The following is a 14831-nucleotide window of genomic DNA, read 5'->3' on the forward strand; positions in this document are numbered from 1 at the left end:
TGCACCTGAAGTCGATCAATTAATGATCCTCGGAGGCCACGCCATACTAAAATCTTCATAATCCAGCGTCAGGTTCGGACTATAGGCATAGTCAGCTTGAATATCAGGCCAACGCGACTTGATGTATTCGATTTCTTTCGTGAAGCGTGCCTGTTTTTGCGGTGTGTCTTCCAGCCCACGCGTGGCGGACTCGTGATGGTAGAGCTCTGCAAAAGGCGTCCAGACGTTTACATAGCCTGCCTCTTTGACTTTCAGGCAGAAGTCCACGTCGTTGAAGGCAATTTTCAAATGCTCCTCTTCCAGACCACCGACCTGTTCAAAAGTCGATTTTCTGATAATCAGGCAGGCCGCCGTCACCGCTGACAGCTCCTGAATCAGCTCCGCCCTGCAAAAATAGCCAGGTGCGCCTTTAGGCAGATTCTTGTGGGAATGACCTGCTACCCCACCCAGGCCGGTGATAACGCCGCCGTGCTGCAAGCGGTCATCTGGATACCAGAGACGCGCACCCACGGCGCCCACACCCGGTTGCAGTGCTATCGATACCATCTCGCTCAGCCACTCCGGCGAGATGACCTCAATATCGTTATTGATAAGTCCGATCAGTTCGCCATTCGCAATGCGTACGGCCGCATTATTGAGTGCAGAGTAATTGAATGGACCTTCATCGCGCATGACGCGAATGTTCTCTTCCTGATCAAGCAGAGCAAAATACTCAAGCGATTCTGGCTCATCAGAGCCGTTGTCGATCAGAATGATTTCGTAATGCGTGTACGTAGTGAGTCGCTTGATACTGTCGATGCACTGTTTGACCAGTGCATGGGCATTTCGAGTCGGGATTACCAGGCTGACCAGCGGCTGGGAAGCCGGGAGCTTGTAGTGAACACGGTACATGCCCAGAGAGGAGAGCTCGGCAACGCCGACGTCCCCTTGACGTTGCAGGTGCTCATCCAGTGCCTTGACTCCGGCCAGTGCTGCATAAGGCTTTTCGTCACCCGCCATGGCTGTGCTGCCGGAGTGTATGCGCCAGTGGTAGAGCACGCGCGGGATATGAATAATCTGGTTTCGCTCAAGCTTTTCTACGCAGCGCAATGCCAGGTCATAATCCTGTGCACCTTCAAAGCCGACCCGGAATTGCCCGACTTCGTTGACAAGATCTCGACGATAGGCGCCCAGGTGGCAAACCATATTCTGTGAGCGGAACAGGAACTCATTCCAGTCTGACTTGAAGTGAGGCGAGCTGCGCGTACCGTCTGTGCTGATCTTGTCTTCATCGGAGTAGATGAGCCCCGCGTCCGGATTCTCGCGAATGGTGCGTGCCACCCAGTAGAGCGCATGCCTTGGCAGCAAGTCATCGTTATCCATCAACGCGACGAATTCGCCCGTGGCGACCTCCAGGGCCGAGTTGCTGGCCGCGGATATATGTCCGTTGTGTTCGCGGAAGACGACTTTGATCCGCTCATCCTGAGCGCTCAGAGACGTCAGGTAGTCGATCACGCCCTGATCAGTCGAGGCGTCGTCAGCCAGGCAAAGCTCCCAACGCGGATATAACTGGGCGCAGACACTTTCTACCGCTTCACGCAGTAACTCCAGCGGCGGGTTGTAGACGGGCATGATGATGGAGATAACCGGCCCGTCACCCCAACCAACGATGTCGTCGTTGATACGACTGATTTTTGCATCGTCCAGGGTGTCGTACTTCTGAACCCAGAGTACGTAATCATGCCTGTTGCCGTGCAACGCTTGCGCTGCGTCACCTTTGGCCCATCGTGCTTGAGCAATGACGCCAGCAAGCCCCCGCACCTGCCATACCTGGTAGGCTTTCTTGGCGGTGCTGAGCAAACCACCACCGCGTCGAATGATCATCGGTAGCGAGGTGATGTTGCTTTTCGCTCTGTAAAGCGTCCTTGTCACTTTCCTGAGTGGCGCTGTTACCAGCCAGCTATAAGAGGACTGCATAGAGATGATATTCAGATTCAGGTTATGAATATGAGTATCTTTGGCTTCCAGCTCAAGCCGATGATTCTCCAACAACGTCAGGTTTTTGCTTTCAAGCCCCGTCAGTTCACGGCGCTGGTTCTGTTTCAGAGCCAGCGTTTCCGTTTCAAGGCTTGTCAGTGCCCGGTGATGGCTTTCTTTCAAGGACAGATTTTCGGCTTCAAGCTCCCTGATCGCGGTGTGGTGAGCGTCCAGCGCTGCCAAACGCTCGCCTTCGACCTCGATTAACTTGAATCGAAGATTTTCCTGCAGAGCGAGGTTTTGAGCTTCCAGATCCTCCCGCTCTTGCTGGTGAGCTTCTTGCGCAGCCAGCCTTTCAGCTTCAAGAGTCGCCAGCACCTGGCTATGACTCTCCTGAAGTGCAGCATTCGCAGCCTCGAGTTCCTGGACGGCCAGACGACAACTTTCCTGAAGCGTCGCGTGTGCGGCATCGAGCTCCATCACTTCCAGGCGATGGCTTTCCTGAATGGACAGGTTTTCATTTTCTATGTGAGCCAATGCCTGGCGATGGCTCTCTTGCTCGGCCAGATTTGCCGCCTCGATCGCTTCCAGCGCCGAGTGTTCCTTGAGGTTCTGATCCGCCGTCGTTTCAAGTGCCTGTTTGAGCTCTTCTTCCTGTTGAAGAAGTCGTTCAGCGACCTGACCTTCTGTGAGCAAGGTGAACGATATCTGGACTTTGAATGATTTACCGGTAATCAGCATATTGAGATCGGCAGGTAACATCACGTGCGGATCATCATTGAGCGCCATGAACAACGTGCCATTGGCATCGCTGGAAAATGCTGTGATACCTGCGGCGGCAAGGGGGGCATGCGTATTATCGTGCCACGCCCACAGTTCTGAGTTCGCGCTATAGACCTTGATGACGCTGATCGAAAATGACTGTCTGACGTTCGTTGGATCGAAACGTAACGAGGCGCACCGGGCTGAAGCGGGGACGTCGAAAATAACCGTCTGAAAACCATCATGAACACGCTGGTTTTTCGTCCGGTCTTCAGAGAACGCGCCTGCAGCATCGCCCAGATAAAGCGTCGCCCGTTTAGGCACTTCGTTCGGTTGCGAACCTGTTTTCTGGATCGTCGCATCGGGCGCCCAATTCAGAAAGCTGGCAGCTTCACGACCGGTGACTCTTTCCTGGAAGATGGCTTCCAGCGCGGCAAAGCGATTGAGGTCTTGATCCGTCACAGTCAGGCCGACGCTGGCCATCAATTGAATGATGAAGTCGCGCCTGCTGATCATGGTTGCTGTGGGATGGAACGGAACTGCGCTGGCAATCAGCAGCAGCAAACCACGCATCAGCAAATGCCCCAGCTCCACACCTTCGACCATTTCCCATTCGATGTCTATCAGGTGCGGCTGGCCTTCGCTATCAAGGATGATGTTCTGTGCAACGGCATCGATATAGTGGCCTGGCAGACGTTCGTCTACATGATCAAGTGCAAGATCATGGCCTTCTGATGCAAGCAGCTGTTTGAGGCTGTTTACATACAGTGAAAGATACGGTGTGAAGGTGGCCACGTCCCAGTTGTGAGTTGACGCAGCTTCATAGAATTTCAGGCTGAGCAGCGAGCCTTTGGCGTAACCATGAGCGTCCGGCAGAATGAACCGATGCGCATCTTCCGGGCTTTCCGGAACCGGATTGTCACTAAGGCGGTGGTAGCGAACCTCGATACCTTCTGGTGTCTCGACGAACACGGTCGCTTTACAATATTCGGCATTGCGCCCCGTGCTGTAGTGGTACGCAAGGGTATTACCTGGCACTACCTGTTCCGGCTTGCATGAAGCGACGACGAGGAAAGAGTTGGCGAGGTCCATACCCAGATGGTTATCAATGACAACGGGCCAGGCTCTTTCCAGGTTGAACGTCGTGCTAGCAGGTAGTTGTGGATCTTTACGAGTGTTCTGGCAGGCCAGCGCAGCCGCGTCGAAGTCTTGAGACCTGAAGCCGCTTTCAGTAATGATCGAGTTCGGAATCTTGTAATCGGGGTAGGGCGATAGGAAGTCCGACGCCATGAACCCTGCGCGGGCAATAAGCGCTTGTAGCTCTTTACGGCCAAATGTTTTCGGCTGCCGATCTACATATCGTCCTTCGATGCCATACATGGCGACGCCGACATGATCTTCCGGCGCGCCTGCAAAATATTTCAGGCCGAGCTGATTTTCGATGGCGATAAACAAATGGCCGTCGGGCTTCAGCAGTTTTCGAACGCGATTCAACATGCCGAAGGCTGGGTCGGCATCTGCGCTGAACATACTGGCGTATTCAAGAACGCCGATGAGTGTTACGACGTCGAACTGCTGATCAAGCTTGAAATCGTCAAAACGTTCGGCCAGTACCGTAACGTTATCCAGATCTCTGGTTCTGCTGGAAGCAATCGCGGCGCGGCGCGGGCTACCCTCTAAAGACAGAACCGTGGCGCCTGCTTCGCCGAGGTAACGGCTGATTGCGCCGCATCCGGCACCTATTTCAAGAATTGATTTGCCTTTGATAAGGCTCTCGAAGGGGCGAAAGATATTTCCACGGCTGGAGGTCAGGTGATAAAGCTTCGGCCAATCGGTGCAATATTGCGGAAGCTCGCTGGACAGTACTGATACATCCTTCGCCTCACGTACGATTTTTGCCAGTTCGTTCTCGGAGTTATCGCCATCGCTGTAGGCGATGCCCTGGTAATCGGAACGCACCCAGACACCTGTGTCCGCATCCAGGTTATAGCCGTATTTATCAAGCTCAAACATCAACAAGTACCGGTTCAATTTCCATGGAGGCGCCCAGGTCTATCAAGCCCAGAAGCTTCGGAGTAGGTTCTACGACGAAATGTATCGAATCGTAGCGCCGGTCGTGAGGCACGATGTCTTCACTTTGCCGAGAGGCGATACCGATGGAAATGAAGTAATCACCGGTCGCCAGCGCGTTTCTGAATTTCACTCGCGCTTTTGCCTGTTTGCCAGCGCTGCCTATCAGGCCTGTGCCCTCGCAATCCTGCATGTAAGAGTTAGTGCCATAAACGGTCACACCCTCTTTGGTCTTGATCGTAAAGCCGATAATCGGGTTGACCACAGTGCGATTGAATTGCAGGGCCAGATCAAGAACGATTTCCTCGCCTGATTCAACGCTGTTGGGAAACTCCCTACCCGATGCATTCATATGGAAGTCGAGCAGTGTTGCAGCTCCATCCCCCCAGCGGTACTCATGGGGGTTGTAACCAGGCCTGCTGGCGTATACGTCTTCATCAAAACGCAGCGCTATCTTGTCGGTTTCGACTGGGGCGGTTTCCACTCGTTCTGCTTCGGCGAGGTCCAGGCTCTTGTCGGTGAGAGCGCTCTTTTCACGCCCGAACAGAAGGTCAGTGTAGCGGTTGATGACCGGGCGTGATTCGCCAATCATTTCGATCCTGCTCTTTTCCAGCAAAATCGCGCGATTACAGTGGGTGACCACTTGTTCGCTGGAGTGCGTGACCAGCAGGATGCTGGTGCCATTTTCTTTTAGCTGCCTGAGGCGTTCGAAGCACTTGGCCTGGAATCGTGCATCGCCAACGGAAAGTGCCTCATCCACGACAAGGATTTCCGGATCGACCTGGGCCTGGACTGCAAACGCCAGGCGTACGGCCATGCCGCTCGAGTAGGACTTGACCGGCTGATCGAGGAATTCGCCTATGTCGGCAAAGCCGGCGATCGCGTCAAAGCGCTCGTCCACTTCGTCACGCGTCAGCCCAAGCACAGCTGCGTTCAGATAAACGTTTTCGCGGCCGGTAAACTCGGGGTTGAAGCCAGACCCCAGCTCCAGCAAGGCCGCTACCCGGCCACGTGTGTGAATCTCGCCGACAGTCGGGCTCAATGTTCCGCAGATGATCTGCAGCAAGGTTGACTTGCCCGAACCATTACGGCCGACGATACCGACTGTTTCGCCTTTGGCAACATTGAAGCTGACGTCGCGTAGCGCCCAAAACTCTTTACCATAGGTGGTAGTGGTTTCCTGCCCCGACCAGCGCTGAAGTCTGGGCACAAGTGCTTGCTTCAAGCGGTCGTGTGGTTTGTCGTACGTGTAAAAACACTTCGAGACGTTTTGTACGCTGATAACCGGTTGATCAGATGACATCAGCGAATCCTTTACGTGTTTTTTGGAAAAACCAGAACCCCATGGCAGCAATGACCGCGCCAATCACAATGGCGATACCCAGGCTGTCCCAGTGAGGGAGGTTGCCGAACAGCAGTACGCTACGGCTCTCTTCGATAATGTAGGTAAGCGGGTTCATCTGCAGCCAAGGGCGATAGACCTCAGGAAGCGCCGCCACCGGGTAAAGAACCGGCGACAGAAACAGCAGGACAGTGGTCAGAACCGTAATGACATGGCCGACATCGCGTAAGTAAACGCCCAGGGATGCGAGAAACCAGCTGATACCCAGTGTGCCCAAAATCAGCGGCACCAGAATCAGCGGGAACAACAGCGCCGTCCAGAAAAGCGTATGCGAGATCAGCAGTTGTGCGATCACCAGCACTATCAGGCTGATGCAACTGTGGAAGAGCGCCGAACCCAAGGTGATAACCGGCAGAATTTCCAGAGGAAACACCACCTTCTTGACGTAGTTGCTGTTACTCATCACCAAAGAAGGTGCTCTGTTGGCACACTCTGCAAACAAGCCATGCACGATCATCCCGACGAACAGCAGAATAGCGAAGCCGCCTTTGCCAGTGTCGACTCCGACCCAACGCGCGCTGAAGATTTCAGAGAACACGAAGGTATATACCGCCAGCATCAACACCGGGTTGAAGAATGACCACGCCAGGCCCATCACCGAGCCACGGTAGCGCCCGATGACTTCTCGCTTGGTCATTTGCGAGATCAATGAGCGATTGGTCCACAGGCTGCTGACGAGCCGCAAAGGGCCCGCCGAGGGGGTTTTATGAGGGTTCATTAAGCGAACACCTCGGCGTCTTCGAATACGACGGCTTTCTGATCTTTGGCAGACAGGGAAGGTGCTTCGCCGAATGGCCAGTCGATGCCCACGGTGGCGTCGTTCCAGGCAAGGCTGCGTTCATGTTCCGGCGCCCAGTAATCGGTGGTCTTGTAAAGGAACTCGGCGCTTTCGGACAGAACAACGAAGCCGTGCGCAAAGCCTTCCGGAATCCACAGTTGTTTTTTGTTTTCGGCGGTGAGATGCAGTCCCACCCATTTGCCGAAGGTCGGGGAGCTCTTGCGCAGGTCGACCGCAACGTCAAAGACTTCTCCGACGGTGACTCGGACAAGCTTGCCCTGTGGCTGTTGAATTTGGTAATGCAAACCGCGAAGAACGCCTTTCACCGAACGCGAGTGGTTGTCCTGAACGAACGTTACAGGCCGTCCAACGACCTCTTCGAATGCCTTCTGGTTGAAGCTTTCAAAGAAAAAACCGCGATCGTCGCCGAAGGTCTTGGGCTCGAATACGATGACGTCTGGAATGGCGAGGCGTGTTGCATTCATAGGTAACGTATCTCCGGGATGCTCATCAGGGTCTGCTCATAAGGCCCTGGCTGGGGCAGGCGTGTGTTGAAAAAAGCCTGCGCCATGGAATTTGATTGCGCCATTAAAACGCGTTTTACGATATCGAGGCTCATGGGCGTCGGGTGCCCCATAGGCTGTCCACCTGGGCGGAAAATGTCTGCGCTGGATAAGGGGGTAGTTCTGTTATGACTGTGGGGCGCGGGGCATGCATCGTCTATTTGTAGTTTTCCGACGTAGGTTCCGACGATGAGCAACACAAGGTCTTCATTGCAGGACGGTTTTACGAATTGAAGCGCGTCCGGTATCTGAGCTCATGGCCGTATGGGTGACTCGAGCCTTGTCATCCTTGGTTGGGCGGTACAAGTGACCCCACCTTCCGAGGCTGGTTCCGCTCACCCCGGTTACACCGGCTTCTTTGCGCTTTTGATACCGAAAACAAAGGCCTGCACATTAACATAAGCCACCGCCGGAGAACATTCGGCGCCCTGCGAAATTAAGCGGTTTCGGTACTGTGACCGATGCCCGGCCATGCGGCGGCTAAAGTTCTCTGTGGCTTTGGGCGCAGATGTTGGAAACCCGTATTTTCAGAAGGTTGCGATGCCTGAACATCGGTTTAATCAGGCAGCATCGCTGTGGCTGGGCCAGAAGGGCGCGAGTGGCTATCTGGCAGTCAACGCTTGCTTAGCATTGCTGTAAGGCAGGCAATAATGAAGAAGATCTTGTCTCTCGGTCTCCTGCGGCATTGCGGTGCCTTGAACGCGAGCTTCAGGAACGACAGCCGCGTACTCACGTGTTTCCCCGCAGGATGCAGTTGGCTGTCTCCGATCAACCGGCCAATCAGCACTACCTGCCCGGCCCACCAACCGTCAGCAATCTTTTTCAGTCGACTGATGAGTGAGGCAAGCCCGGTGTTGGCGCCAACCTGATTGTTGGCGTGTTGACGGTAGTCCATGCCGGGAACCGGATCGATAAGCCATCGGAAGCCGTGACTGCGAGCAAATGCGTAACAGTACCAGTCGTGCAGGCTGACGGCCTGAGCTGCATCCCAGTGGGAAAGGAGGGATGACTTGAAGGCATCTGCAAGCCGGCGATTCATCACATAGGTGCAGCCTGGGCCTGCAGCTTCGAACAGATAGTCCCACTGGACCTGAGGCTGAGCCTTGTCCAGCAGGACACGCTGACCATCCGGCCAGAATGCGGTGACATTGCTGGAATAGGCATCATGATGACCCGGCGCCAAAGCCGCTACGGCGCGCTGAAGCTTGTCCGGATGCCAGATATCATCCTGATCTGAGAACGCTACGTAATCGAATGTCGAGAAATCGACATCCCGGATCAAGCGAAAGAAGTTGCGTGACGCTCCGCCAAATTGTCCGGCAGGCGGTAGCAGGGTGATATTCGCATGACGCTGCGCGTAGTCAGCACACCATGCTTCAGTGCCGTCCGTGGAGGTATCGACACTGATGAACACGCTGACGCAGACGTTTGTCTGCGTCAGGATTGAATCAAGTTGCGCCTCTATCCACGCCATACCGTTATAGGCTGCCAACAGCACGGCTACCTTGGGAAAAACAGATGACATACTGTTCGCAGCCTTGCGGTATGGGATAGAGGTTTGCAGTCTTAGAACGAGCCCAGATCCAGCAGCTTCTGCAGATACTGGCCGTAGCCGGTCTTCTTCAGCTTCTTAGCCTGTTCACCCAACTGAGCGGCGGTGATCCAGCCGTTGGTGTAGGCGATCTCTTCCAGGCAGGCAACTTTCCAGCCCTGACGCTGCTCGATGGTGTGCACGAAATGGCTCGCTTCCAGCAGCGACTCATGAGTGCCCGTGTCCAGCCACGCAAAGCCACGACCGAGAATTTCTACGGTCAGGCTCTTCTGCTCGAGGTAAGCACGGTTTACATCAGTGATTTCCAGCTCGCCGCGCTCGGAAGGCTTGATATTCTTCGCGATTTCGACGACCTGATTGTCGTAGAAGTACAGGCCGGTGACTGCATAGCTCGACTTCGGTGCTTCAGGCTTCTCTTCGATGCTCAAGGCGCGGCCGGTTTCGTCGAACTCGACAACGCCAAATCGCTCAGGATCGGAAACGTGGTAACCGAAGACGGTCGCACCGTGGGTCTGCTGGCTGGCCGAGCGCAGGTTGTCGGAGAAGTGCTGACCGTAAAAGATGTTGTCGCCCAGAATCAGGCAGCAAGGATCTTCACCGATGAACTCTTCGCCGATGATGAACGCCTGTGCCAGACCGTCAGGTGTAGGTTGTTCAGCATAAGTCAGCTGAATACCGTACTGGCTGCCATCGCCCAACAGCTTACGGAAGCTTGGCAAGTCTTCTGGTGTCGAGATGATCAGGACTTCACGCATCCCCGCCAGCATCAGCACTGAAAGAGGGTAAAAAATCATCGGCTTGTCGTAGATAGGCAGCATCTGCTTGGATACGCCAAGGGTGAGCGGGTGCAGACGAGTGCCCGAGCCGCCGGCCAGGATGATGCCTTTACGATTAATGGTGGTCATTTGTTCAAGGTTTCCATGAGCATTCGGGCTACACCACTTTGCCAGTCAGGCAGGTGCAGAGAAAAATTGTGGCGCAGCTTTTCTGTGTTCAGACGCGAATTCAGAGGGCGTTGCGCGGGTGTAGGGTATTCGATCGTGCCGATGGGATTGATCGTTTCTACCGCCAGGGGTTCCCCGTTGGCGCGGGCGAAATCAATCACATACTGCGCGTAGGCATGCCATGACACTTCGCCGGCCGGTGCCAGGTTGTAAATGCCACACAACTCCGGCTTCGCCAGCGTTTGAAGCAGGGCAGCCGTCGCTATGTCGGCCAGCAGCTCCGCACCTGTAGGCGCTCCAATCTGATCGGCGATCACATTGAGCGTCGGGCGATCTTTTGCGAGGCGCAACATGGTTTTGGCAAAGTTGTTGCCCCGTGCCGCATAAACCCAGCTGGTACGGAAGATCAGGTGCTTGCAGCCTGAGGCAGCGATAAGTTGCTCGCCTTCAAGTTTGGTTGCGCCGTAATAGTTGACCGGCGACACGGCATCGCTTTCTTTCCATGCGGTGTTGCCCGAACCGTCGAACACATAGTCGGTCGAGTAATGAACCAATAGCGCGTCCAGCGTGCGCGCTTCTTCTGCAAGGACCTGGCTGGCCAGGGCATTGACCCTGTGCGCGAGCTCACGCTCGGTTTCGGCCTTGTCGACAGCGGTATAGGCTGCGGCGTTGACGATAACCTGAGGTTTCACGCTGCGAATGGTATTGCGCAGGCTTTCCAGGTCAGACAGATCGCCACAAAGGTCGCCATAGGCTGTTGATACGTTATGGCGGTCAAGAGCCACTACTTCGCCCAATACCGCGAGCGAGCGCTGCAGCTCCCAACCTACCTGGCCGTTTTTGCCCAGCAGAAGAATTTTCATCATTTATCGGCGCGCGCTGTGTAGTTCTTGTCGATCCATTGCTGGTAGCTTCCGCTCTTGACGTGAGCAACCCATTCCGGGTTATCGAGATACCATTGCACGGTCTTGCGGATGCCGGATTCGAAGCTTTCTTCCGGTACCCAGCCCAGTTCGCGCTGAATCTTGCTGGCATCGATAGCGTAGCGCAGGTCATGGCCCGGGCGGTCCTGCACATAAGTGATCAGGCTGGCATGCGGGCGATGGGCTGAATCCGGACGCAGTTGGTCCAGCAGGGCGCAGACAGTGTTGACCACTTCGAGGTTCTGCTTCTCGTTGTGACCACCGATGTTATAGGTCTCGCCGATCTCGCCTTCGGTGACGACTTTGTACAATGCGCGGGCGTGGTCTTCTACGTAGAGCCAGTCACGAACCTGATCGCCTTTGCCGTAGATAGGCAGCGGTTTGCCTTCCAGTGCATTGAGAATGATCAGCGGGATCAGCTTCTCGGGGAAGTGGCACGGGCCGTAATTGTTGGAGCAGTTGGTTACCAGCGTGGGCAAGCCGTAAGTGCGGCTCCAGGCGCGTACCAGGTGGTCAGAGCTGGCCTTGCTGGCCGAGTAGGGTGAGCTTGGCTGGTAAGGGGTTGTCTCGGTGAAGAGATCTTCCGGACCTTCCAGATCGCCGTACACTTCATCGGTGGAAATATGATGAAAGCGGAAGTTGGCCTTGCGTGTTTCGTCCAGTTGGCTCCAGTAGCCACGCGCAGCTTCAAGCAGCGTATAGGTGCCGATGATGTTGGTCTGGATAAACTCCGAAGGGCCGGTGATCGAGCGATCGACATGCGATTCAGCTGCCAGGTGCATGACGGCATCGGGCTGATGTTCTTTGAACACCCGATCCACGTCCTCACGGTTGCAGATATCGACATGCTCAAATGCGTAGCGATCGCTTTGATCGGCCGACTGCAGTGACTCAAGGTTGCCTGCATAGGTCAGCTTGTCGACGTTAACGACGGAATCGGTTGTGTTGGCAATGATGTGCCGGATGACCGCCGAACCGATGAAGCCTGCACCGCCTGTTACTAAGATCTTCAAAAGAGTATCTACCTTGAGTTGTGACAAGGCTCTGCCCGGTCCGTGGAAACAATCGCTGATCGGCCTCCGTCTTTCAGACATCTGCTGCGTTAAACAGGAATGTTTAAATGACGTGGATGAGCGACAGTTAAAAAACGACATTTTACATATAAAAACAGACATCCCCATCAAAAAATTTGAGGGTGCCTGCGATAGTGTGGAGCGTTTGAGCATGGCAGTGCATAAAAACGCGAAAGCCCCAGATAATGGGGCTTTCGCGGTAATCGGAGCGCGCTCTTGCCGAGCGCCCCCTGGGTGTGCGTGATGCTTACACGTTAAACCGGAAATGCATCACATCACCGTCTTTAACGATGTATTCCTTGCCTTCCAGACGCCACTTGCCGGCTTCCTTGGCGCCTGACTCACCCTTGAACTGGATGAAGTCGTCATACGCCACCACTTCGGCGCGGATGAAGCCTTTTTCGAAGTCGGTGTGGATCACGCCTGCGGCTTGTGGTGCGGTGGCACCGACGCGGACGGTCCAGGCGCGGACTTCTTCGACGCCTGCGGTGAAGTAGGTCTGCAGGTGGAGCATTTCGTAGCCAGCGCGAATCACGCGGTTCAGGCCGGGTTCTTCGAGGCCCAGGGCTTCGAGGAACATGTCCTTCTCTTCGCCGTCATCGAGCTCGGCGATTTCGGCTTCGATCTTGTTGCAGACCGGCACCAGCATTGCGCCTTCTTCTTCGGCGATGGCACGGACCACGTCCAGCAGCGGGTTGTTCTCGAAACCGTCTTCGGCGACGTTGGCGATGTACATGACCGGCTTGGTGGTCAGCAGGTGGAAGCCACGGATGGTGGTTTTCTCGTCGTTGCTCATGCTCTTCATCAGGCTGCGTGCAGGCTTGCCTTCGCTGAAGTGTGCAATCAACTGTTCCAGCAGGCCTTTCTGGACCACTGCTTCCTTGTCGCCGCCCTTGGCGTTGCGAGTGACCTTTTGCAGTTGCTTCTCGCAGCTGTCGAGGTCGGCGAAGATCAGTTCCAGATCGATGATCTCGATGTCGCGCTTGGGGTCGACGCTGTTGGAAACGTGAATCACGTTCTCGTCTTCAAAGCAGCGCACCACGTGGGCGATGGCATCGGTCTCGCGGATGTTGGCGAGAAACTTGTTGCCCAGGCCTTCGCCCTTCGAGGCGCCTGCCACGAGGCCGGCGATGTCGACGAACTCCATGGTGGTCGGCAGGATGCGTTTCGGGTTGACGATGGCTGCCAGGGCCGCCAGGCGCGGATCGGGCATCGGCACGATACCGCTGTTCGGTTCGATGGTGCAGAAGGGGAAGTTCTCGGCCGCGATACCAGATTTGGTCAGGGCGTTGAACAGGGTGGACTTGCCGACGTTAGGCAGGCCGACGATGCCGCAATTGAATCCCATGGTGTTTCCCCTCGAGTGATGTCAGGCCTTCTGGCTGTGCAGGTTTTTCATCGCCCGGTTCCATTCACCGGCGAAGATATCCGGCAGCACGCCGAGGGCAAAGTCGATACTGGCGTCCAGTTTTTCCTGTTCGGCGCGTGGCGCTCGACCCAAGACAAAGCCGGATACCTTGCTGGCATCGCCCGGGTGGCCAATGCCAAGCCGCAAGCGATGAAATGTGTTCTGGTTGCCGAGCTGCGCAATGATGTCGCGCAGCCCGTTATGACCGCCATGGCCGCCGCCCACTTTGAGTTTGGCAACGCCCGGAGGCAGGTCAAGTTCGTCATGCGCCACCAGAATCGACTCGACCGGGATGCGATAAAAGCCGGCGAGTGCCGCGACAGCCTGGCCGCTGCGGTTCATGTACGTGGTGGGAATCAGCAGACGAACATCCTGACCCTGGTGCGTGAAGCGCCCGGTCAGGCCAAAGAATTTGCGCTCGGGAACGAGGTTGACTCGTTGCGCCGCAGCAATACGCTCAACAAAAAAAGCCCCTGCGTTATGCCGGGTCTGTTCGTATTCGGCGCCTGGATTTCCCAGGCCCACGATCAGTTGTATGGCGGTCACGACAGGGGCTCTTCCTTTGGAGTTGAGGGTTGAACCGCTGGCGACAGCGGCAATGTGGACGAAAACTGCTCATTTACCATGATGTAAACTCAGCGATCTCGCCCGCTTTGCCTGCTATCGCTCGCGATGTTCCCTGAGCAACTCCGACGTTACCAAGTAATGAATTACTCGGCAGCGCCTTCTTCAGCTTCACCTTCTTCTTCGTCTTTGACGATACGCGGTGCGTGGACGTTGGCGATTGCCAGGTCAGTACCGTGTGCCAAAGCGACGAACTCAACGCCTTTAGGGGCTTTCAGTTCGGACAGGTGAACGTTGTCACCTACTTCCAGCGCGCCCAGATCAACTTCGATGAACTCAGGCAGGTCTTTCGGCAGGCAGGTCACTTCCAGTTCAGTGGTAGTGTGCGAGATCTCGCCGCCTTTCTTGACCGGAGCTTCTTCGTTCAGGAAGTGGATCGGCACGATTGCGGTCAGTTTCTGGCCGGCAATAACGCGCACGAAGTCAGCGTGCATCACGTGGCCTTTGGCCGGGTGACGTTGCAGCGCCTTGATGATGACGTTTTGCTTCTTGCCACCAACGTTCAGCTCGATGATGTGGCTGTAGGCCGCATCGTTTTCGAGCAGTTTGGCAACTTCTTTGGCCAGCATGCTGATGGACTCAGGGGCTTTGTCGCCACCGTAGACGACAGCTGGAACCAGGCTAGCGAGACGACGCAGGCGGCGGCTCGCACCTTTCCCCAGGTCGGAACGCTGTTCTGCATTCAGGGTAAATTCGTTCATGTTGTATCTCCAAATTAACCACATCCACCGTTGCGTTTGCGACCAGCGCTCGGATGGTATGGGCAAAAAAGCCCC

The 14831-nt window shown here is 55.5% G+C and carries 11 protein-coding genes; all 11 read right to left on the bottom strand.

Features of this window, described 5'->3' with window-relative positions; all coding sequences use genetic code 11:
- Positions 1–15 precede the first annotated feature (15 nt).
- On the bottom strand, positions 16–4731 hold the full coding sequence (locus V476_RS16340) for a glycosyltransferase (protein WP_024959463.1): 4716 nt from the start codon (positions 4729–4731) through the stop codon (positions 16–18).
- The gene (locus V476_RS16345) at positions 4724–6091 is read right to left on the bottom strand and encodes an ABC transporter ATP-binding protein (protein WP_003421678.1); all 1368 of its coding nucleotides are present in this window, start codon (positions 6089–6091) and stop codon (positions 4724–4726) included. Before V476_RS16345 ends, V476_RS16340 begins: the two co-directional genes overlap by 8 nt.
- Positions 6081–6908 (bottom strand): ABC transporter permease, encoded by an 828-nt coding sequence (locus tag V476_RS16350; protein WP_003404908.1) that lies wholly within the window; start codon positions 6906–6908, stop codon positions 6081–6083. The genes V476_RS16345 and V476_RS16350 overlap by 11 nt, the downstream gene beginning before the upstream one ends.
- Positions 6908–7453, bottom strand: a complete 546-nt coding sequence (gene rfbC / locus V476_RS16355; RefSeq protein WP_024652611.1) for a dTDP-4-dehydrorhamnose 3,5-epimerase — start codon at positions 7451–7453, stop codon at positions 6908–6910. The genes V476_RS16350 and rfbC overlap by 1 nt, the downstream gene beginning before the upstream one ends.
- A gap of 691 nt (positions 7454–8144) precedes the next feature.
- The gene (locus V476_RS16360) at positions 8145–9056 is read right to left on the bottom strand and encodes a glycosyltransferase family 2 protein (protein ID WP_024959464.1); all 912 of its coding nucleotides are present in this window, start codon (positions 9054–9056) and stop codon (positions 8145–8147) included.
- A gap of 41 nt (positions 9057–9097) precedes the next feature.
- Positions 9098–9988, bottom strand: coding sequence for a glucose-1-phosphate thymidylyltransferase RfbA (gene rfbA, locus V476_RS16365; protein WP_024959465.1), 891 nt, complete (start codon positions 9986–9988; stop codon positions 9098–9100).
- Entirely contained in the window at positions 9985–10890 is a 906-nt protein-coding gene (gene rfbD / locus V476_RS16370; RefSeq protein WP_003421682.1) for a dTDP-4-dehydrorhamnose reductase, read from the bottom strand. Before rfbD ends, rfbA begins: the two co-directional genes overlap by 4 nt.
- On the bottom strand, positions 10890–11963 hold the full coding sequence (gene rfbB, locus V476_RS16375; RefSeq protein WP_024959466.1) for a dTDP-glucose 4,6-dehydratase: 1074 nt from the start codon (positions 11961–11963) through the stop codon (positions 10890–10892). The genes rfbD and rfbB overlap by 1 nt, the downstream gene beginning before the upstream one ends.
- 307 nt (positions 11964–12270) lie before the next feature.
- A complete protein-coding gene (ychF, locus tag V476_RS16380; RefSeq protein WP_024959467.1) occupies positions 12271–13371 on the bottom strand; it encodes a redox-regulated ATPase YchF in 1101 nt (366 codons plus the stop codon).
- Between the two features lie 21 nt (positions 13372–13392).
- On the bottom strand, positions 13393–13977 hold the full coding sequence (pth, locus tag V476_RS16385; protein WP_003317127.1) for an aminoacyl-tRNA hydrolase: 585 nt from the start codon (positions 13975–13977) through the stop codon (positions 13393–13395).
- A gap of 164 nt (positions 13978–14141) precedes the next feature.
- Positions 14142–14756, bottom strand: a complete 615-nt coding sequence (locus V476_RS16390; protein WP_003317126.1) for a 50S ribosomal protein L25/general stress protein Ctc — start codon at positions 14754–14756, stop codon at positions 14142–14144.
- Positions 14757–14831: the final 75 nt, after the last annotated feature.

This window comes from Pseudomonas syringae KCTC 12500 (assembly GCF_000507185.2).
Classification (GTDB): Bacteria; Pseudomonadota; Gammaproteobacteria; order Pseudomonadales; family Pseudomonadaceae; genus Aquipseudomonas; species Aquipseudomonas syringae.

Bases quoted from the DNA above. Each gene is read 5' to 3' on its own strand.
- V476_RS16340 (WP_024959463.1), bottom strand. From the start codon at position 4,731: ATGTTTGAGCTTGATAAATACGGCTATAACCTGGATGCGGACACAGGT.
- V476_RS16345 (WP_003421678.1), bottom strand. From the start codon at position 6,091: ATGTCATCTGATCAACCGGTTATCAGCGTACAAAACGTCTCGAAGTGT.
- V476_RS16350 (WP_003404908.1), bottom strand. From the start codon at position 6,908: ATGAACCCTCATAAAACCCCCTCGGCGGGCCCTTTGCGGCTCGTCAGC.
- rfbC (WP_024652611.1), bottom strand. From the start codon at position 7,453: ATGAATGCAACACGCCTCGCCATTCCAGACGTCATCGTATTCGAGCCC.
- V476_RS16360 (WP_024959464.1), bottom strand. From the start codon at position 9,056: ATGTCATCTGTTTTTCCCAAGGTAGCCGTGCTGTTGGCAGCCTATAAC.
- rfbA (WP_024959465.1), bottom strand. From the start codon at position 9,988: ATGACCACCATTAATCGTAAAGGCATCATCCTGGCCGGCGGCTCGGGC.
- rfbD (WP_003421682.1), bottom strand. From the start codon at position 10,890: ATGAAAATTCTTCTGCTGGGCAAAAACGGCCAGGTAGGTTGGGAGCTG.
- ychF (WP_024959467.1), bottom strand. From the start codon at position 13,371: ATGGGATTCAATTGCGGCATCGTCGGCCTGCCTAACGTCGGCAAGTCC.
- V476_RS16390 (WP_003317126.1), bottom strand. From the start codon at position 14,756: ATGAACGAATTTACCCTGAATGCAGAACAGCGTTCCGACCTGGGGAAA.